A 20,974-nucleotide genomic window follows, 5' to 3' on the forward strand; every position below is an offset into this window, starting at 1 on the left:
GATGTAAATGAACTGGATTCAGAAACTCTTGTCTTTCGTTCAAAGGCAGGAGGAAGATTATATAGAAGAAGAGGCGCCCAGAAGACAGGAAAGCCGTAAAGATCTTCAGACAAAGGTTTCCTATCAGTATCCAAAGGGTGAATTCAGATTTCCATTGATCCCGGATGAAGCGTCTCAGAGAAAAGAGCGTGAAACTGAAAAAAAACCCGAGCCGGAAAAATCCCGGATGATTGAAAAAAGTCCTCATGCAGGACCTTTCAAGCCAACTGACATACCATCGCAAAGACTTAAAGCTAAAAAACCTGCGCCAGTACATAATCATGAGCCAGTCGAATACGAAATCTCGTCTTTTACTGACCTGAAAAGAAAAATTGCTGAAGAGAAGAAACAGGAACGTCAGACTGCTAACGTGTATCCATTAGAGAGCGTCAGGAAGGCTGAAGAGATTCCAGAGCAAAAAGATGAAGAGCAGGCGGTTATTGAAACTGAAGAGCAGAGCAATCATGATCATCAGCTTGAAATCAAGTCAGATCATCAAGAAGACATTCAGGAAGAGATTGCTTCTAACCCTGTATCAGAAATTCAGGAAAAGATGAAAGATACCACTAGACTTCACACTGAAGAAAAGTCGGACACTTCTGAGACGCCGGAGGAAGATCATATTGAACCGACAATGGTAGGAGAACCGGCACACGAAAAGCCTGAAGAAGAAACACAAGATCAGGCTGTCCAAGCAGAAGAAAAGGATGTTCCGGCAGCAGAAGCAGAAGAAAAGGACCAAGCGACAGCACAGGTTGCACAGGCTGATAAAAAGCCGTGTAGCAGCAGAGTACCGTTTAATGTCATGATGCTCAAGAAGGATAGGCGCAAACGTGTGCCAGAGGCATATAATGAACGAAAAGAAGAAAAGACGGATGAGGTAAATGAAACAGCTGTTAATGCGCAGCCTGACCAGCCGCTGAATCAGGAAGAGGAACTGCCGCACTTTATGAAACCGTCGTTAGACTTACTGGCACCGCCAGTTCATGCAGAACCGGACCAGGAATGGCTTGATTATCAGGCAGAGCTGTTAAATGAAACACTGTTCCACTTTAATGTGAATGCAACTGTTAAAAACGTCACGCAGGGTCCGTCTGTTACAAGATTTGAACTATTCCCTGACAAAGGGGTGAAAGTAAGTAAAATTACGAGCTTAACAGATGATATTAAGCTTGGACTTGCGGCGAGAGATATCAGAATGGAAGCCCCGATTCCTGGTAAAATGGCAGTGGGAATCGAGATTCCAAACCCGCACTCAAGACCGGTTGCGATTAAAGAAATTCTTGCAGATGAAGCCTTCCAGGACAGCGAAGCCACGCTGCCTGTTGCACTGGGACTGGATATTGAAGGAAAGCCCGTGGTAACAGATATCAGTAAAATGCCACACGGATTAATTGCCGGTGCAACGGGTTCAGGTAAGAGTGTATGTATTAATTCAATTTTAATCAGTCTGATGTATCACTCTTCACCTGATGATGTAAAAATGCTCCTGATCGATCCTAAAGTGGTTGAACTTGCACCATACAACCATATTCCACACCTGGTCAGTCCGGTGATTACAGATGTTAAAGCGGCAACTGCTGCGCTTAAGTGGGCTGTGGAGGAGATGGAAAGACGCTATCAGCTCTTTGCACATGCCGGTGTAAGAGATATCAAGCGCTATAATCAAAAAGTGAAGAATGAAGGTAATTATTCTCAAAAACTGCCGTATCTTGTTGTTGTCATTGATGAGCTTGCTGATTTGATGATGATGGCTCCTGCTGATGTAGAGGAAGCGATCTGCCGAATTGCCCAGAAGGCAAGAGCCTGCGGCATTCATCTGCTCATTGCAACGCAGCGTCCATCTGTGGACGTCATTACAGGGCTGATCAAAGCGAATGTACCAACGAGAATTGCTTTTTCAGTCAGTTCACAGGTAGATTCAAGAACAATCATTGATAGTTCCGGTGCAGAAAGACTGCTGGGGCGTGGAGACATGCTGTTTCTTGAAAATGGCGCTTCAAAACCCATCAGACTGCAGGGGACGTTCGTCTCGGATGATGAAATCGATGAAGTTGCTGATCACGTCAGAAATGAGCGGAAAGCATCTTACTTATTTGAACAGGAAGAGTTACTTGCAAAAGTGGATTTTCAGGATGAAGAAGATGAGTTGCTGACTGAGGCGTGTGAATTTGTCATTGCACAGGGAGGTGCTTCTACCTCACTACTGCAAAGACAGTTCAGAATCGGTTATAACCGTGCTGCAAGACTGATCGATATGATGGAGAAGAACGGCTGGATTTCCGAGTCTAAAGGAAGCAAACCCCGTGATGTGCTGATGGCACAGGAAGATCTGTCTGAGCTCCAGGAAACCGCCAGATCCGTAAAATAAACTGTTTATTTGTGCACATTTTAAAACATGTTATAATAACAAAATATGTGCCAGACTATAAGATAATTATATACCGTCAGATTGCTTTGGCATCTGACTGTTGGAGGTTCAACCATGACAAGTTTTCACTTTGTAGGAATTAAAGGATCGGGAATGAGTCCCCTTGCTCAAATTCTTCACGATATGAATCATGAGGTACAGGGATCAGATATTGAAAAACGCTTCTTTACACAGAAGCCACTTGAAGAGAGAGGCATTGAGATACTGCCATTTAATAAAGAAAATATTAAACCCGGTATGACCGTTATTGCCGGTAATGCCTTCCCTGATGATCATGAAGAAATTCAGGCGGCTCAGGATCAGGGGATTGAACTGATCAGGTACCACAAATTCCTCGGGGATTTTATGAATAAATATATTTCTGTAGGTGTATCAGGTGCACATGGTAAAACGTCAACAACCGGCCTGTTAGCCCACGTCATGCAGGGAGCTGACAAGACTTCCTATCTGATCGGAGATGGTTCAGGTCAGGGATATGAAGATAGTAAATACTTTGTATTTGAAGCATGTGAATATCGCAGACACTTTCTTTCATACTCACCGGATTATATGATCATGACAAACATTGATTTCGATCATCCAGATTATTTCGCAGATATTGAAGATGTCTTCTCGGCATTTCAGGATATGGCGAAGCAGGTGAACAAAGGAATTATTGCCTGCGGTGACGATGAACACCTTCAAAGCCTTGTAGCAAATGTACCTGTATTATTTTACGGGTTTAATGAGGAAAATGACTTTCAGGCGCGAAACGTAGAGACTTCACCGTCAGGTACTTCATTTGACGTGTTTGTCAGAAATGAATATTTCGCATCATTTGAAATCCCGATGTATGGAGATCATACGATTTTAAATGCGCTATCAGTCATAGCGATTTGTCACTATGAAGGAATTAACACGGAAGTAGTTCAGCAACAGCTGAAAACGTTCGGCGGTGTGAAAAGACGTTTCACTGAAAAGCATATTGATGGCAGAACGCTGATTGATGACTATGCCCATCACCCGACTGAAATTAGAGCAACGCTTGACTCAGCTTCTAAGAAATATCCTGATCGTGAAATTATTGCGATCTTCCAACCGCATACATTTACAAGAACACAAACGTTTCTTGAAGAATTTGCGGATTGCTTAAAAGCTGCGGATCATGTATATCTGTGTGAAATTTTCGGTTCAGCCCGTGAAAATCACGGGAAGCTGTCTATCTCAGACTTACAGAACAAAATTGAAGGCGCAGAAATTCTGACCGCTGAAGATCCGTCTCCATTAGGAAAACATGAAAACGGCGTATTCCTCTTCATGGGTGCAGGAGACGTACAAAAGTTCCAGGAATCATTTGAAGACTGGATTAAAGAACAATCTTAATTTCCCGTTAGTAAAACTAAGAGCTGTATATTTTATTAAATAGGTTCTGAGTGGAACGAAGCGTAAGGTGGCGACTCCAGCGGGATACGACGGACAGGTGAGGCCCCGAAGGCGAAGCCGAGGAGGCTCACCGCCGTCCCCGCGGAAAGCGTCCGCCTGAAGTGCAATGCAACGGCTAATAATAGAAGCCTCGGACATAATCCGGGCTTCTTTTTATTTTATTTATATTTTAATGAAGGAAATTCCCATATCTTTAGAGAATAAAGGTATTGAGCGTTTAGGTACCAGGGGGCAAGGGTATTACCAAATTATAAATAGAAGGGAGCTGAAAGTGATTATGGAAATTTTACTTTATATTAGTGCACTGCTTGCAGCAGGAGGCTTTTTAATTTTATGTATCAGCCTTGCAGTTACACTGACAGCTGTGAAGAAAACACTGAACAGCCTGGCTGACACAGTAGCAGCGCTTCAAAAGCAGCTTGACGGTATTACAACAGAAACGACTGAACTTTTACATAAGACAAATGGACTGGCGGAAGATATCCAGGGTAAGTCAGCTAAGTTGAATTCGGTTGTAGATGCAGTTAAAGGTGTAGGAACAAATGTACAGCAGCTGAATAACTCGATTGGGAAGATTACTCATTCTGTCGCTCAATCTGCTGAACAAAACGAAGAAAAAATTGCTCAGGTTGTGCAATGGAGCAACGTGGCAATGGAAATCCGTAATAAGTGGAAAACGCGTAAAAAAGAATATACGTCTAATGAAAGATACCCTGAACCTCAGCGCGCATTGCCACCAGTTGATGAAAATCAAAAATAAAACAATGCAGGAGGATCAGCTATGGAAAAAAATAATAACTCAAGAGATTTCGTACTAGGCGCATTAATCGGTAGTGTTGCAGGAGCAGTGACTGCACTTATTCTGGCACCAAAATCCGGCGGGGAATTCCGTCAGGATCTGAATACACAGGCGGGCAGGCTGAAGGATCGTTCTTATGAATGGAAAGACCAGGCTGTCACGAAAAGTTCTGAGATGGCTGCAATGGCTAAAGAAAAGTCAGCTGTCATTTCAAAAAATGTTCAGGATCAGTCAAGCGGTGTAGTGGAGAAAGTGAAATCATTCCGCTCTAAAGGTAAGCCGGAGGAACAGGCTCCTCAGCTGGTAACAGCAAAGGATCCTTCACTGCCAACCGTTCACCCGGTAGATCCTCTAACTCCGCCAACATCTACTGAACCATTAAACACGAATCGTTAAATTGAAAGGAAGTGAACTGCATGGAAAAGATCTCTAGTGTAGATCAATTCAATGAAGTTCTGCAAAATGAAAAAAACTTTTTCATTTTAAAGCATAGCTTGACTTGTCCTATCTCTACTGCTGCATATAAGGCATGCCAGGCATTTTCAGATCAAGGCGGTGTATTGGTGGTTTATGTACCGATACAGGAAGCACGCGAAACTTCTACGCACATTGCAGAGGCTTTTAATACCAGACATGAATCACCACAGGTTTTTTATGTGAAAAACGGGGAGCCGGTCTGGAACACCTCTCATTCGCGCATTACTGAAAAAGCATTAAAAGAAGCAAGTACAAAATAAAAAGCTGGCCGCGGCCAGCTTTTTTTAATTGTGAATAATGACTTCCAGTGCATCTCCAGGCATCACAGGTGAGGACAATGCACAATCTTCGCCGTTTTTCTTAATTTCAATTTTTGAGGCAGAAGCAGGAGGAGTCCAGTCAACAAAATTAAATATATCCTGAAAAATCATTTCCTTTGCACCTTTTCTAATCTCTATTGTATCCCCGCTGTAGAGCCTGTCTTGTTCAGCTAATGGCATTCCGTTTTTAATCACACTGCAAGAAGAAAGAGGGAGTAGAATTTCCTGCTGGTTGAAAAAAACGGTTGCTGCATGTTCTGCAAGGTTCAGCTCTTTCTTCAAATCCCCCACTGTACGTCCGGCGGCAGCCGGCAGAATAAGCCGATCTCCGTGACGCACCACGCGATCAAGCTTTTTTAATGGGTAAGTCTGTCCGTTATGAATAAATACCTGATCCCACTGCGGAAAATAAGTTTTTTTACCATCTACTGACAGGTAAAAAGTATTTTCAGGCTCAGGGAGAATGATCCCTGCCTTCCTAAAGGCTTCACCTGCAGTAATTTTATGCTCAATCTTAATGTCATCTCTGTCGTTTACAAATGTTTCAACACTTTTTTCAACGTTGTTAACATAGACTTTTCTATGTAATTGATAGAGCCGCTCATTGATGACGACATCAATTAACAGGGATTCCTCCAGTAAGTCTTTTACCTGTACATCAGATTCCACCCCGTCTTTACCAGCTTCAATGAAGATGTCATCATTTGCCTGTATAGGTGCATCAAAATTACTTTCAGTTCCGTTGATTAATATGACAGGAGGGAGTCCATGCGTACCCGGGAGTGTGACGGTACTGCCGTTAATTTTCACTATTTTCGCTAGTCCCGGTTTTCCATAAAGCTTAGGAACACTTAAGCCGGCTGAAAGAATGGCATCTCCTGCAGTTAATTCTCTGATTTCAAACAGTCTGACATCGTGACCGTTGACTTTGACCGGCATATAGTTAATTGGCATCTGATTCGCTGCAATCGCAATGCCTGCAGGCGTGACAAGCTCAGGACCTGCGGCTGTTTTATGGTTCAACCTTAACCCTTGAATGGCTTCAATCCCCCTGACAGCAACGCGATTGGCAGGAAGGTTCAGGTGATCAGCCAGCTTTTCGGCTAACAGCGGTGTCAGGCTGCCGCCACCGACAAGCATGACTGCTTTTGGTGATTGTTCAACGTTCAGTGAGATCATTTCCCCGGAAATAGAGGCAGCCAGTTTTTCTACTGCAGGACTGATCGATTCGATCACTTCGTTTTTTTGTACCCGTTGAGTAAATCCTAAGATGTCAGTGAATTCCACTTCATCTTCCTGCTCATTTAACTTTCTTTTCAGATGCTCTGCATCGTTAAAGTCGAGCAGGAACTGATCACTTAGTGCCTCTGAAATTTCATCCCCGGCAACTGGTACCATGCCATAGGCTGTAACGGTTCCTTCATTTGTGATGGCAATATCGGAAGTCCCTGCACCGATATCGACAAGAGCGACATTGAGTCTGCGCATAGAAGGGGGGATTAAGACATTAATCGCAGCAATTGGCTCGAGTGTTAAAGCGTTCATCTTGAGGTCTGCTCTGCTGAGAGAAGCGAGTAATGATTCAACAACGACCCGGGGAAGAAATGTTGCAATAATCTCAACGCTCACATTGTCGCCGAGCTGATCTTCAAGGCTGCCAATATCCTGATGGTCCAGCTGATACCGGACCACTGAATATCCGACACAGTGGTAGTGCTGGCTGTCTTCACTTGCAGCGGCAGCCTCCTGTGCAGACTGAACAGCACTCAGCTCCATATGTAGAATATCCTGTCTGGTCAGTACTTTATCAGCAGCCATCTCTTTCGAAAAGATGGCACGGTGAGTCTTTAATGCCCGACCGGCTGCTGCGACAGAAACTTCTTTTAACGGTCCGTGGACTGCTTCAAGTTCCTGCTTAATTTCTGATATAAGTGAAGCAACAGCAGGGACATGGTGAATCTGTCCATCGAGCATGGCACGTTCCTTATGTTCTTTTTGTATATAGTCAATCAGTTCATATCCTGATTGATCCACCGTCATAATCAGACCAACGATTGACCGGGTCCCGATATCCAATGCAAAAAGTTTTTCCACAAATGCACACCTGTCCTTTTACGCTTTACCGCTTAAAAGCGTTTAATTAATAAAATATTTTTCGTGACTTTTTAAAAAACATCATATATAATGATCTACAATTGATAAGCCAAACTCTTCTATCAAAATGTAACACAATTCAGAAAGATGGAAAAGGCGGCTAAGCAATCAATGGTATTTTCAAGGGAAAGGAATGTTTTGTTATGACGAATGTTGAATTAGACCAGCTTAGAAAGAAAGTAGATGAGATGAACCTTCAGCTGCTTGAACTGATTAACCAGCGTGCAGAAACAGTTCAGGAAATTGGCCGGGTAAAAGAAAAGCAGGGAATGAACCGTTTTGAACCTGTACGTGAACGAGCAATGCTTGATCTTCTGAAGGAGCATAACAAAGGTCCATTTTTGAATTCTACCATTGAGCATATTTTTAAAGAGATCTTTAAGGCAGGACTTGAATTACAAAAAGATGATCACCGTAAAGCACTGCTTGTATCCCGTAAGAAAAAGCATGAGGATACAGTTGTCACGCTGAAAGGTGAAAGCATCGGTAATGGTACGCCTCAATTTATCTTCGGACCATGTGCGGTAGAATCATTTGAGCAGGTTGACGCTGTTGCGGAACAGATGAAAGCGAAAGGACTGAAGCTGCTTCGTGGCGGAGCTTACAAGCCGAGAACGTCCCCGTATGATTTCCAGGGACTTGGACTTGAAGGTCTTCAGATTCTTAAGCAGGTAGCAGATAAGCATGACCTTGCTGTAATCAGCGAAATTGTAAACCCTGCACATATTGAAGAGGCAGCAGATTACATTGATGTAATTCAGATTGGTGCACGTAACATGCAGAACTTTGAACTGTTAAAAGCTGCAGGCGCATCTAAAAAACCTGTTCTGTTAAAACGCGGTCTATCCGCAACTATTGATGAATTCGTCAATGCTGCTGAGTATATTATGGCTCAGGGTAACGATAAAATTATTCTGTGTGAGCGTGGAATCCGCACATATGAAAAAGCGACAAGAAATACACTTGATATTTCAGCTGTACCTATTCTCAAGCAGGAAACACATTTACCTGTGTTTGTAGATGTGACGCACTCAACCGGCCGTCGTGACCTGCTATTGCCAACTGCTAAAGCAGCACTTGCTGTAGGCGCTGATGGTGTAATGGCAGAGGTACATCCTGATCCGGCAGTTGCCTTATCAGACTCTGCACAGCAGATGAACTTCGAACAGTTTGACAGCTTCTGGAATGCAATCCAGGAATATTTGGGTGTACATGCTAAATAATTGAACAAAATCTGAAGCTTTGTCACAAAGCTTCAGATTTTTTTTGATTTTGTTGAAAGCGCCTTATTAGTCAAGTATGATAGTGTAATTGAGCAAGGATGTGTTATTAGTACGTTTAAACCGATTTTTCGTGTAAAATGAAAATAAATGAAAATGGATCAAAGGAGTGCTGTCAATGAACATTACAATTTATGATGTAGCGCGTGAAGCCAACGTCTCAATGGCGACCGTTTCCCGCGTAGTAAATGGAAACCCGAATGTAAAACCTGCAACAAGAAAAAAGGTGCTTGAAGTGATCGAGCGATTAGGCTATCGTCCTAACGCTGTCGCAAGAGGACTGGCAAGCAAAAAAACGACGACAGTCGGCGTCATCATCCCGGATATCTCAAACATCTTCTTTGCAGAGCTTGCACGTGGAATTGAAGATATCGCAACGATGTATAAATACAATATTATCTTAAGTAATTCCGATCAGAACGAAGAAAAGGAATTACACCTTTTAAATACAATGCTCGGAAAACAGGTGGACGGTATTGTATTTATGGGCGGACGTATTACTGAAGAACATGTAGCTGAGTTCCAGCGTTCACCGGTTCCGATTGTAATCGCCGGTTCTGTTGAAGAAACAAATCAGACACCTTCAGTTAATATTGATTACTATCAGGCTTCAGTGGATGCTGTGAGTTCACTGATTGAAAAAGGCCATAAGGATGTAGCCTTTGTCAGCGGACCGTTCCACGATACAATTAACCGTTCCATGAAGCTTGAAGGATATAAAGCTGCGCTTGAAAGTAATGGTCTGATCTACAGCGAGGACCTTGTATTTGAAGGTGACTACACATATGATAGCGGGCTTGATGCATGGGCTAAGCTGCGTGAACTGGACAAAAAGCCAACAGCCATTTTTGTAGGTAACGATGAAATGGCATTGGGTGTTGTACATGGTGCGCAGGATGAAGGCTTAAATATTCCAGAAGACGTTGAAGTCATGAGCTTTGATAACACGAAGCTTGCATTAATGGTTCGCCCTCAGCTGACGTCAGTTGTGCAGCCGCTTTATGATATCGGAGCCGTTGCAATGCGACTGCTAACGAAGCTGATGAATAAAGAAACGATTGAAGACCAGACTGTTGTACTTCCTCACAGAATCGAAGAGAGACAGTCAACGAAATAATCCTTTTTTATCTTTAAGTATGCAGATAAATTGCCGATAATAGATATAGCATACATTTGAGCCGGTCGGGGTTTCCTGGCTGGCTTTTATTAAACAGACGGGGAGTTAGGTCAATGAGACGTTTTGATGCATTAACGCCGGTTGGTGTAATGGCAGGTATATTGATTATTGCCAGTGCAATCGCCTGGAATAGCGGATCTGACGGTTTTTCTTTCTTTTTTCATCTGCCTTCTTTACTGATTGTACTTGGAGGCGTGCTGGCAGCATTAACAGTCACTTTTCCGGTGAATGAGTTGAAGAGAATTGGTATCGTCTTATTTCAGGCGTCTAAGCAGCAGCCCTATGATGTGAAAGAAGTGGTCAGTCTTTTTATCAGGCTCGCTGAAATTGCGAGACGGGAAGGTCTGTTGTCACTTGAAAGAGAACTTGAAGATATTCAGGATCCTTTTATGAGAAAAGGTGTATATCTTGCAATTGATGGTGTGGAAAGTAACACGATTACAGATATTCTTCAGGCTGAAATTCAGTCGCTTGAGGAAAGACATAAACGCAATAGAAGAATGATTGAAAAAGCAGGGGATTACGCACCGGCTTGGGGAATGCTTGGTACGCTGATCGGTCTTGTGCTGATGCTCCAGGAATTAAATGATCCTGCGGCAATCGGGCCGAATATGGCTATTGCATTATTAACAACTTTTTATGGTGTGTTACTCGCGAACCTTGTTTTTCATCCGATTGCAAGTAAGCTTGCACAAAAAACGGAAAAGGAAATATTCATGAAGCAGGCGATGATTGATGGTGTAATCGGTGTCCATCATGGTCAGAACCCAAGAGTGCTTGAAGAACAATTATCTGTCTATCTGTCTGAAACTGACAGGGTGATTCCGCAGTTGAAAGAGGCGAAGACAGATGACAAAGCGTAAACGCTTCGTTTCAGTCAATCAATCGGAAAACAATACGCCGAAATGGATGGTTACTTTTGCCGATTTTATGATGCTCATTCTGGTATTCTTTATTCTATTATTTTCAATTTCCCAGGTTGATAGTTCGAAGTTTGAATCAATCTCCCAGGCTTTTAAAAATCAGGGGGTTTTTGATCAGTCTGACTCCGTAATTCCTTTTGATGAAGAGTGGCTTGAAGAAGAGATCAGGGAAGATATGGAACTTCAAAACCTGTATCGTGATATCAATTCATTTCTCGAAGATAGCAGCCTGACAGATCAGGTGAGTGCATCCCAGACGGATAGAGGGGTTGTCATCACACTGCAGGAGCAGGTGCTTTTCGATTCGGGACGTGCAGACCTGCTGCCTGGCGCTGAACCGGTACTACAGGAAGTCGGAAGTCTTCTTGAAGATATTCCAAACTTTGTCCGGATAGAGGGGCATACTGATAACAGACCGATCCGCACTGAGATTTATCCTTCTAACTGGGAGCTTTCAGGTGCGAGAGCGAGCAGTGTGGTCAGATATATGCAGGAAAGGTTTGAGATCGATTCAGAACGCTTTGCAGCGGTTGGCTACGGCGATACGAGACCTGTTGCTGCCAATGATGGTCCTGAAGGCTGGGCAATGAACAGGCGGGTCGAAATTGTTATTTTGAACCAGTATCTTGATGAAGGTGAAGCGCAGTAAAGAACCAGGGAGCTATCCCTGGTTCTTTGATTTTTGAAGAGGATATAAAGCTTTCTCAAGTGTCTGGGCGTTTTTTTCAGAGATTTCTTTCTTTCTAGGAATCTTCTGATAGATTCCATCCGGATCCTGCCATGTTTTAATGAGTGGAACCGGGGAAGCAGGCTGCCATTTTGTCAGCCATTCTTCAGGGAGATCACCTGATTCAGGGTATCTTCCGTTCATTTCCATCCATACACGTGACCAGGCTCTGGGAACAACACGCCAGATATCATAACCCCCACCGCCAACAGCGATCCATTTTCCACCGCAATATTCATGCGCCAGCTCATGGGCAAGCTTTGGGATTTCCTCATATATTCTCATCGTAGAAGATAAATGGGTCAGCGGGTCAAGGCAATGTGCGTCAGCGCCATTTTGAGTCAGGATGACATCAGGCTTAAAGAACTCAATCACTTCTCTGAAAGCCCGCTCATACGCTTCAAGGAAAGACTCATCTTCAGTAAAAGCATCAAGCGGAATGTTAAATGCACACCCATAACCTTTCCCATGCCCGCGTTCATTTACAGCACCGGTTCCAGGGAACAGGTAACGGCCGGTTTCATGTAAAGACAATGTGCAGGAAGTCGGGTCATCATAAAAAGACCACTGCACGCCGTCACCGTGATGTGCATCGGTATCTACATATAATACTCTGGCATTATATTTCTCCTGCATATAACGTATCGCTACTGAGCTGTCGTTATAAATGCAAAAGCCGGAAGCCTTTCCTCTGAACCCGTGATGTAGTCCTCCGCCAAGGTTCAGTGCATGGAGCGCTTTACCTTCCATCACAAGGTCCACAGCTGTGAGCGTACCTCCTACAAGCCTGGCGCTTGCTTCATGCATATCTTTAAAAATGGGTGTATCCTCAGTGCCTAGCCCGAAATTCTCTGCTTTTTCTTTTGATAATTCTCCCTTCCCAGCCATCTTTACTGCTTCAATATATGAAGAGTCATGTATCAGATTCAGTTCTTCATCAGTCGCAAGACGGGGTGGGACAATGTCCGATTCAGTAATTGCGCCAGAAAACTTTAATAAGTCCAGTGTCAGCTGCAGTCTTTTCTGATTAAAAGGGTGATCTTCTGAGAACCGATAGTTTAAGAGATCATCCGAATAAATAAAGACTGCATCTTTTTCTACAGCGGATTGCTTGGAAGGCTTGGCCATAATACTTCATGCCCTTCTTCGCGTAAATCTTCAATGACGGACATTGGGTTCATTGTTTGTACGCGGAATACTAGTACTTTATATTGCTCATCATGCCTGTCAGGGTAGACAAGCACTGAATGAATATTAGAATGGTTTTTACGGATAATGCCGGCAACTTCATACAGCATACCCTGTTTATTTGGTACTTTCACTTCAATTTGTGAGCCGGGCTGAGTTGCACCTGTTAATTGAACAAGTGTATGAAAGATATCTGTTTCAGTTATCATTCCGACAAGTTTGTCTTCACTTACGATCGGCAGACAGCCAATTTTCTCTTCCATAAAAGTGACCGCGACCTCTTCAACGAAGTCAAGCGGGTGCCCGGTAATGACAGGCGTAGTCATGATATCCAGCAGCTTGGTATTGTACAATTCGTTATTGTCGGTTTTCTGAAAAGGAGAAGGTGAGAATTCTTTAATGTCACGGTCGGTAATAATACCGACCACTTTTCCTGTGACGTCTGTTACAGGGAGATGACGGACCTTTTTGTTGCTCATTAATTCTATTGCTTCATTCAGCGTAGCATCCGGAGCGAGTGTATGTACATCACGCACCATCATATCTTCAATGATCACTGGTCATTCCTCCTAATACATAAATCGATTCATAAATCTGAGCTGATCAAATTTCTGAATCGATTCGGGATCAATCCGTTTACCGATTCTGGCCATTAGACAGTTAGCAGGGTGTGAGCTGATTTCAGGATCATCAGTTGCGTAGTACTCGAGTCCGCCTGCGTTCATCATTTTTTCCATTACTTTTCTATAGTCCCACACGTTCAGCCCGGTTCCCTTTAAGTCCCAGTGCCAGTAATACTCAGTTGTAATCACAATATAATCTTCCATCGCATCATCCATCATAGATACTCTGAGAAGATTTTTTCCGACAGAAGCACCGCGGTATTTTGGAATGACTTCAATTGCCCCGAGCTCAATGAGGTTATCCATTTTACCCTGAGACCATCGCTCAAGCGGGTCAGGATACAGGTACGTTACGTAACCGACAATTGTATTGTGCTCTCTTGCAATAATAATTCTTCCTTCAGGAAGACCGGCGATTTCGATCAGGGCTTTGTGCTGCTGCTCTGGTACACGGAAAGCCACCAGATCCTCATGAAATTCCATTGATGCAAGCTGATCTTTTGATACAGGACCTTCAATCATAATTGTGCCTTTAGCTGTTTTCAGTTCTTTCGCATTATAGAGTTTTGGATGGTCCATTTACAGTCACCTACATTTCATCGTAGTCCTATACAGCATACCCTAATTATAAAAGCGCTTTCAAGAAAAAGCAGAAGAGAATTAGCTGAAATGAAATAACAAAAGAAGTGATTTTATGAGGGAATATTAAAAAAATTGAGATAATATTGGAAGTATACTATACTGTAAAAGAACTTGTACATAGGGGGAAGATAATATGAAATTGGAAGCGCTACCAGCAGTTAAAGGAGACTACAATCTTCAAAACTATGAATCTGCAGTTGAATCATTTGACTGGAGTGAGGTAGAAAAGGAATTTTCATGGCATCATACTGGCAAGATCAATATGGCGTATGAAGCAATCGACCGTCATGCTGAAGGGGATAAAAAGAACAAAATCGCATTATACTACCGCGATGCAAACCGTAATGAGAAATATACATTCAGAGAAATGAAAGAAATGACGAATAAAGCAGCCAATGTCCTGAAGAGTCAGGCTGACATTGAAAAAGGAGACAGGGTCTTTATTTTTATGCCAAGATCTCCTGAATTATATTTTGCTCTTTTAGGTGCTTTAAAAGTTGGTGCAATTGTCGGACCGCTTTTTGAGGCATTTATGGAAGGTGCAGTAAGAGACCGTCTTGAAGACAGTGATGCTAAATCGATTATCACGACACCTGAGCTTCTTGAAAGAATCCCAGTAGATGAATTGCCGAACCTGAAACACGTGTTAGTGGTCGGAGAAGATGTTCAGGAAGATAAGCATCATATCGACTTTATGAAACATTTCAAAGATGCAGATCGTTCATTTGATATTGAATGGTTAGCGCAGGATGACGGATTGATTCTTCACTACACGTCAGGGTCAACAGGTAAACCAAAAGGTGTCCTGCATGTTCAGCGTGCCATGCTGCAGCATTATCAGACTGCTAAATGGGTACTTGACCTAAAGGACAATGATATCTACTGGTGTACAGCTGATCCGGGCTGGGTAACAGGTACATCATACGGCATTTTCGGACCATGGCTGACAGGAACAACTTCTGTCATTGTCGGAGGCCGTTTCAGTCCTGAAGCATGGTATCAGACACTCGAAGATTATGAAGTAACAGTATGGTACAGTGCGCCAACTGCTTTCCGTATGCTGATGGGGGCTGGAGATGACCTTGTGAAGAAATATAATCTCTCAAACCTACGTCACGTACTCAGTGTTGGTGAGCCTCTTAACCCCGAAGTCATCAGATGGGGCATGAAGGTATTTAACCACCGCATCCATGATACATGGTGGATGACTGAAACAGGCGGACAGATGATCTGTAACTATCCTGCAATGGAAATCCGCCCAGGTTCAATGGGGAAACCCGTTCCTGGTGTTGAAGCAGCGATTGTAGATGATCAGGGGAATGAACTTCCTCCAAACAGAATGGGGAACCTGGCGCTTAAAAAAGGCTGGCCTTCCATGATGCATACGATCTGGAATAATAAAGAGAAATATGAATCTTATTTTATGCCGGGTGGCTGGTATGTATCAGGCGATTCCGCTTATCAGGATGAAGACGGATACTTCTGGTTCCAGGGAAGAATTGATGATGTCATTATGACATCAGGAGAACGTGTCGGCCCATTTGAAGTGGAAAGCAAGCTGGTTGAACATCCAGCCATCGCTGAAGCCGGTGTGATCGGTAAGCCGGATCCTGTCCGCGGCGAGATTATTAAAGCGTTTATTGCACTCCGTGAAGGATACGAATCAAGTGATGAGCTGAAAGAAGAAATCAGGCAGCACGTAAAGAAAGGCCTTTCAGCGCATGCTGCGCCGAGAGAAATTGAATTTAAAGACAAACTGCCGAAAACACGAAGCGGTAAGATTATGCGACGCGTACTAAAAGCATGGGAGCTTGATCTGCCGACAGGTGACCTGTCAACAATGGAAGATTAATAGCGTTACGATCCGTCCTGCCTTGCAGGGCGGATTTTTTTGCATAGAAAAACCGGGATTGCATTCGCAATCCCGGTTAACTATTTATCCTTCATCACCTTCGCCTGGTTCTTCCTCAGCCGGAGGTTCTTCTTCAGCCGGAGGCTCTTCCTCGGCAGGTGGTTCCTCTTCAGCCGGAGGTTCTTCCTCAGCAGGAGGCTCTTCTTCAGCCGGAGGTTCTTCTTCAGGTGGCGGAGTGCTTCCACCGCCATTTCCTGCGTTTCCGGTATTTCCATTACCATTTTCAGCAGGTTCTTCCGGTTCAGATGGTTCCGGAGGAGGTGCAGCACCAATTCGAACTTCATTGGATCTTGCAGACTCTTTTCCGGCCACATCAACTGCGACTACCTGATAGGTGCCTGCAGGAAGTGTAGCAGAATTATTATCATCAAATTGACTGATGGCAGCAACACCTGCACCGGAGTATATGCGATAGCCAATCACATCTCCACTGCCTGAATTTGTCCAGCTGACTGTGTTGCCTGAAGCACTGGCTGTTACAGGTCCAGGATTTGAGCCATCGTCATTCAGTGTATTATCGGCTACCAGCATGTTATCAAAGAAGCTGTTATTCTCAGGGAATAGCTTTGAAGCATCTCCTCCATAAGGGAATAACATGTCTTCAGCAAAGTCCGGACTTAAAATCGCACCGGTCGATGAGAATTCAGCTGGTGTTGAGTCGAGTGCGATATAGCGCTGACCGTTTCTCGTTACATATCTTGACGTTTCAAGTCCGGCTTCTTCACCAGAAGGGCTCCATGCCGTAGTAAATAGATCAGATGTAACCAGTCCTGCAGCTGCACAAGCCTGCCCGGCTGGAAGTCCAGTAAATGTACAGAATGATCGGCTTACCACACCTTCAGGCTGCTGGAAGCTGTATTCCGGATCAATCATTTCCGTTCTGATTTCATTTACCCGGTTCATCATATTCGCCCAGAGGTTGATTGCTCTGACAGAACTCTGATTTCTCAAAGTTTTTGGCGTATCATATCCTAACCACAAGCCAAAAGTAATTTCAGGGTTTGAAGCGATAAACCAGTTATCCCTTGTATCTTGAGATGTACCGGATTTACCTGCCCAGTCAGTTGAGAAATTCAAAAATCCTGGTGCTGTCCGTCCTGAACCAATAGACGTCAGTGTATCTCTCATCATATCAATCGTGACATAAGAAGCAGCCGGAGTGAACATTTCCTTTGGTGCTAATTCATGTTCAAAGACGATATTGCCATCACGATCAACGATTTTTTCAATCATATAAGGTTCATTGTATTGTCCGTAATTCGCGATTGCAGCATAAGCAGATACGTTCTCCTCAACGCTGATTCCTTTTTGCATCCCGCCAAGTGAAAAGGCAGGGTAGCTGTATTCCACATCTTCTATTTCCTGTGGATCAATGACTTCAATAAATTCTCCAGGCGTATAGCCTGACTGAAGCATTTTGCCATACAATCTTGCAGCTGAGAGGTTATGAGAAGCTGCAAGTGCAGTTCTGGCTGGAATCAAACCATATTCACGATTTTGAACATAGTTCAATGGCTGCCAGCCGTTATAATTGAACTTTACGTCAGCAAGCGGTGTCCCTGCGCCAATCAGTCCATATTGAACAGCCGGTGCATATACTGCGAGCGGTTTTATCGTAGAACCACTTGATCTGAATGATTGTGTCGCATGATTCAGACTCATTCTCTCGTGATCACGTCCACCTGTAAAACTGATAATTCTACCGGTAGCGTTATCCATCAGTACCGTTCCTACCTGTTCCTGCTCCATCACAGGGACAAACTGACCTTGTTCTGCGTCCCATTCTTCTCCTTCTCGTTCCACATCGAAGCGGCTGTAATTGGCTTTGACTTCTTCCATTGCATCATAGACTTCTTTATCAATCGTTGAGTGTATCTGATAACCGCTCTGACGCATATCTCTTGCAGCTAAAAGTGAATATTTTTCTGACAGTGTCTTGCTTGCATCCACCTGTTCACGTGAATAGCCATCTTTTTCAGCTAATACATATGTCAGGATTTCTTCTGCACGGCGCTCTAGTTCCTCCGTTACGTAAGGATAGCGCTCAAGCGCACCAGATGATGGTGCTACAAAGTCCTGAGTTAAGTCATATGCAACAGCTTCATCATGCTGCTCCTGCGTAATGGCACCGTCCCGCAGCATTCTTGAAAGGACTTCATTCTTACGCTCACGTCCAGGCTGAAGACCTGCATCCTCTTTCAGCTCACCATTATATGTGAATGGTGTATAGCCAAATGGCGCCTGTGGAAGCCCGGCAATAAACGCAGCCTGTGGGAGAGTTAATTCACTTGCATTTACGCCAAATAACCCCATTGCCGCTGTCTGAACACCGGCAATATTTCTGCCTGAAGCATTACGTCCCATGTCAGCAACGTTCAGGTAAGCTTCTAGAATTTCATCTTTCTCAAAAAATCTTTCAACTCTCAGTGCTAAAAGAATTTCTTTTGCTTTACGATCGAATGATACTTCGTTTGTTAATACCTGATTTTTAATCAGCTGCTGGGTCAGCGTACTTCCCCCGGTCTGATTCGCAGCGTTCGTTACTTCCTGGAAAATCGCACGCATAATTGCTTTTGGTACTACGCCATCATGCTCCATAAAGTACTCATCTTCTGTAGCAATGACTGCGTCAATCAACATAGGTGAAACATCTTCAAGTGCAACTTCATCCCGCTCCAGATCTGTTCTGATCTTTCCGAGATAAACGTCATTTGCAAAATACAAATCAGACGTCTCAGTATAGTTATAAATGTTTTGTGCCAGTGACTCCTGTGACTGTACTTCTTCATCTTTTACGAGAGAAGCAAAATACCCTGCACCGACACCCCCTGCAAAAGCAGCACCTATTACAATAAAAATAATAAGCAGTAATAATAAATTCCAAAATACCTGGTACGACGTGTGCAGTTTCCGCGGCAATCCGATCCGGTTTGTAGCCTGGCTCCAACCGGCGATCCGCTCACGAAATGATTTATTTTGGTCTGACAATATAGATCATCCTCCTTGCAGCATCCTAAAAATTATAACATATTTTATACGATTGAAATGTAAAATTAATGAGATTACGAGACGTGCTTGACAGATGAAATTTAATTGTGCTAAAACTATCTTTATTAAATTAAATATTTAAATGCTTTGAAAAGAACGAAGTAGAGACCCTGAACGTAACACGAAGAGAAGCGGTGGTTGCTGCAAACCGCTACGGCAGGCGATCGAATTACATTCTTGGAGCAGTCATCCCTTAGATGGGAAACCGGAGTGATCCGTTACATCAATGAAGTGAGGAAGAGGTCAATCTCTTCTTAAGCTGGGTGGTACCACGTATAAAAGCGTCCCTGCATGAGTTGCAAGGGATTTTTTTATGCGTGTTTTTTATTTGTACGTATTGACTGGAGGAGGAAAAGCAATGGATTTATTACAGGATTTACAGTGGCGCGGCATCATTTATCAGCAGACAGATGAAGAAGGAATGAAGGAGCTGCTTGAAAAAGAATCAGTTTCACTTTACTGCGGGGCTGACCCGACAGCTGACAGTCTGCATATCGGACACCTTCTGCCATTCTTAACAATGAAGAGATTTCAGGAGCATGGACATCGCCCGGTTGTACTTGTCGGGGGAGCGACTGGCCAGATTGGAGATCCAAGCGGTAAGAAGGAAGAACGTCAGCTTCAGACGCGTGAACAGGTAGAGTACAATGTTGAAGCCATTAAAAAGCAGCTTGAGAAACTGTATAGAGCTGAAGGTGACAATAAAGCCATTATGGTAAACAATATGGATTGGATCGGTCAAATTGACATGATTACATTCCTCCGTGATTACGGGAAACATATCGGTGTTAACTACATGCTTGCAAAAGATACGATTTCATCTCGCCTGGAAACGGGAATCTCATACACTGAATTCACTTACACAATCCTGCAGGCAATGGATTTTAATCATTTATACAAAGCGTTCAACTGTAAGCTGCAGATTGGCGGCAGTGACCAGTGGGGGAACATTACAACGGGACTGGAATTAATCCGTAAAATGAATGATGAAGATGCAAAAGCGTTCGGTATGACCATTCCACTCGTTACAAAAGCAGATGGCACCAAGTTTGGTAAAACAGAAGGTGGTGCTGTATGGCTTGATGCTGAAAAAACATCACCTTATGAGTTCTATCAGTTCTGGATCAATACAACAGATGCTGATGTAGTTAAATACCTCAAGTTCTTTACATTCCTTGATAAAGAAATAATTGAGGGACTTGAAAAAGCAGTGGAAGAAGAGCCTCACCTGCGCGCCGCTCAAAAAGCACTTGCTGAGGAAATGACAAAAATGATTCACGGTGAAGAAGCGCTTGATCAGGCTAAAAGAATTACTGCAGCACTATTCAGCGGTGACCTGAAATCACTCAGCAGCTCAGAGATCCGTGAAGGATTCAAAGATGTGCCGACTCATCAAGTTGAAGAAGGGCAATCTATTAACCTGGTTGAAGTGCTTGTTGATGCAAAAATCTCATCTTCAAAGCGCCAGGCGCGTGAAGACGTAACAAATGGTGCAGTCTACATTAATGGCGAAAGAGTCCAGGATCTTGACTTTGACCTGAACGCATCAGTCAGACTCGACAACGAATTCACCATCCTCCGCCGCGGTAAGAAAAAATACTTTATGATTCAGTACGCAAAATAAGACTTTTTTATGAGCATCCGATTTAGATCGGGTGCTTTTTTTCTATTCAATTGTAAAAGTACCTCAGCTGATTCTCGCGGAGGACGGAGACTCCCGCCCGGTGGCAGAAAAGCTCAGTCCTCCGCGAGGGTCAGCATTTTTATAGTGTAATTTGTTTGAAAAAACCATTGATAGGAAATGTTAGTACT

16 protein-coding genes and 1 other annotated feature are annotated in these 20,974 nt (G+C 43.5%); of the genes, 11 read left to right on the forward strand and 5 right to left on the reverse strand.

Features of this window, described 5'->3' with window-relative positions:
* The first annotated feature begins 7 nt into the window (after nucleotides 1-7).
* The 5 genes from ACH6CZ_RS00300 (at nucleotide 8) to ytxJ (ending at nucleotide 5,428) form a co-directional block, all read left to right on the forward strand.
* Nucleotides 8-2,410 (forward strand): DNA translocase FtsK, encoded by a 2,403-nt coding sequence (locus ACH6CZ_RS00300; RefSeq protein WP_374095432.1) that lies wholly within the window; start codon nucleotides 8-10, stop codon nucleotides 2,408-2,410.
* 114 nt (nucleotides 2,411-2,524) lie between these two features.
* The gene (gene murC, locus ACH6CZ_RS00305; RefSeq protein WP_374095434.1) at nucleotides 2,525-3,832 is read left to right on the forward strand and encodes a UDP-N-acetylmuramate--L-alanine ligase; all 1,308 of its coding nucleotides are present in this window, start codon (nucleotides 2,525-2,527) and stop codon (nucleotides 3,830-3,832) included.
* A gap of 337 nt (nucleotides 3,833-4,169) precedes the next feature.
* Complete coding sequence (locus ACH6CZ_RS00310) at nucleotides 4,170-4,652, forward strand: DUF948 domain-containing protein (protein WP_374095436.1); 483 nt, start codon at nucleotides 4,170-4,172, stop codon at nucleotides 4,650-4,652.
* A 21-nt stretch (nucleotides 4,653-4,673) separates the two neighbouring features.
* Nucleotides 4,674-5,087 carry a YtxH domain-containing protein gene (locus tag ACH6CZ_RS00315; protein WP_374095438.1) on the forward strand — a complete coding sequence of 138 codons (414 nt, stop codon included), beginning with the start codon at nucleotides 4,674-4,676 and terminating at the stop codon, nucleotides 5,085-5,087.
* 20 nt (nucleotides 5,088-5,107) lie between these two features.
* Nucleotides 5,108-5,428 carry a bacillithiol system redox-active protein YtxJ gene (ytxJ, locus tag ACH6CZ_RS00320; RefSeq protein ID WP_374095440.1) on the forward strand — a complete coding sequence of 107 codons (321 nt, stop codon included), beginning with the start codon at nucleotides 5,108-5,110 and terminating at the stop codon, nucleotides 5,426-5,428.
* A 24-nt stretch (nucleotides 5,429-5,452) separates the two neighbouring features.
* On the opposite strand, the gene ACH6CZ_RS00325 is transcribed toward ytxJ, so the two are convergent.
* Nucleotides 5,453-7,582 carry a cell division FtsA domain-containing protein gene (locus ACH6CZ_RS00325; RefSeq protein WP_374095442.1) on the reverse strand — a complete coding sequence of 710 codons (2,130 nt, stop codon included), beginning with the start codon at nucleotides 7,580-7,582 and terminating at the stop codon, nucleotides 5,453-5,455.
* A 203-nt stretch (nucleotides 7,583-7,785) separates the two neighbouring features.
* Between ACH6CZ_RS00325 and ACH6CZ_RS00330 the strand changes: the two genes are divergently transcribed.
* The 4 genes from ACH6CZ_RS00330 to motS all read left to right on the forward strand — a co-directional run bounded on the left by ACH6CZ_RS00330 (nucleotide 7,786) and on the right by motS (nucleotide 11,671).
* On the forward strand, nucleotides 7,786-8,865 hold the full coding sequence (locus ACH6CZ_RS00330; RefSeq protein ID WP_374095444.1) for a bifunctional 3-deoxy-7-phosphoheptulonate synthase/chorismate mutase: 1,080 nt from the start codon (nucleotides 7,786-7,788) through the stop codon (nucleotides 8,863-8,865).
* A gap of 175 nt (nucleotides 8,866-9,040) precedes the next feature.
* Nucleotides 9,041-10,039 (forward strand): catabolite control protein A, encoded by a 999-nt coding sequence (gene ccpA, locus ACH6CZ_RS00335; protein WP_374095446.1) that lies wholly within the window; start codon nucleotides 9,041-9,043, stop codon nucleotides 10,037-10,039.
* Between the two features lie 113 nt (nucleotides 10,040-10,152).
* Nucleotides 10,153-10,962: a MotA/TolQ/ExbB proton channel family protein gene (locus ACH6CZ_RS00340; protein ID WP_374095447.1), complete on the forward strand. Its 810-nt coding sequence runs from the start codon at nucleotides 10,153-10,155 to the stop codon at nucleotides 10,960-10,962.
* Nucleotides 10,949-11,671 carry a flagellar motor protein MotS gene (gene motS / locus ACH6CZ_RS00345; protein ID WP_374095449.1) on the forward strand — a complete coding sequence of 241 codons (723 nt, stop codon included), beginning with the start codon at nucleotides 10,949-10,951 and terminating at the stop codon, nucleotides 11,669-11,671. The genes ACH6CZ_RS00340 and motS overlap by 14 nt, the downstream gene beginning before the upstream one ends.
* Before the next feature lie 12 nt (nucleotides 11,672-11,683).
* On the opposite strand, the gene ACH6CZ_RS00350 is transcribed toward motS, so the two are convergent.
* From ACH6CZ_RS00350 to ACH6CZ_RS00360, 3 genes are read right to left on the reverse strand one after another with little or no spacing between them, the layout of a single operon-like run.
* Nucleotides 11,684-12,877 (reverse strand): acetoin utilization protein AcuC, encoded by a 1,194-nt coding sequence (locus ACH6CZ_RS00350; protein ID WP_374095451.1) that lies wholly within the window; start codon nucleotides 12,875-12,877, stop codon nucleotides 11,684-11,686.
* Nucleotides 12,847-13,494, reverse strand: a complete 648-nt coding sequence (locus ACH6CZ_RS00355) for an acetoin utilization AcuB family protein (protein WP_374095452.1) — start codon at nucleotides 13,492-13,494, stop codon at nucleotides 12,847-12,849. The genes ACH6CZ_RS00350 and ACH6CZ_RS00355 overlap by 31 nt, the downstream gene beginning before the upstream one ends.
* A gap of 12 nt (nucleotides 13,495-13,506) precedes the next feature.
* Entirely contained in the window at nucleotides 13,507-14,139 is a 633-nt protein-coding gene (locus ACH6CZ_RS00360; protein WP_374095454.1) for a GNAT family N-acetyltransferase, read from the reverse strand.
* Between the two features lie 196 nt (nucleotides 14,140-14,335).
* On the opposite strand from ACH6CZ_RS00360, the gene acsA reads away from it, so the two are divergent.
* Entirely contained in the window at nucleotides 14,336-16,054 is a 1,719-nt protein-coding gene (gene acsA / locus ACH6CZ_RS00365) for an acetate--CoA ligase (protein ID WP_374095456.1), read from the forward strand.
* 84 nt (nucleotides 16,055-16,138) lie between these two features.
* On the opposite strand, the gene ACH6CZ_RS00370 is transcribed toward acsA, so the two are convergent.
* Entirely contained in the window at nucleotides 16,139-19,102 is a 2,964-nt protein-coding gene (locus ACH6CZ_RS00370) for a transglycosylase domain-containing protein (RefSeq protein WP_374095458.1), read from the reverse strand.
* Nucleotides 19,103-19,240: 138 nt separating this feature from the next.
* Nucleotides 19,241-19,454: a binding site (T-box leader), on the forward strand.
* 66 nt (nucleotides 19,455-19,520) lie between these two features.
* Between ACH6CZ_RS00370 and tyrS the strand changes: the two genes are divergently transcribed.
* Entirely contained in the window at nucleotides 19,521-20,786 is a 1,266-nt protein-coding gene (gene tyrS, locus ACH6CZ_RS00375; RefSeq protein ID WP_374095460.1) for a tyrosine--tRNA ligase, read from the forward strand.
* Nucleotides 20,787-20,974: the final 188 nt, after the last annotated feature.

This window comes from Jeotgalibacillus sp. JSM ZJ347, assembly GCF_044383825.1.
Lineage (GTDB): Bacteria > Bacillota > Bacilli > Bacillales > Jeotgalibacillaceae > Jeotgalibacillus.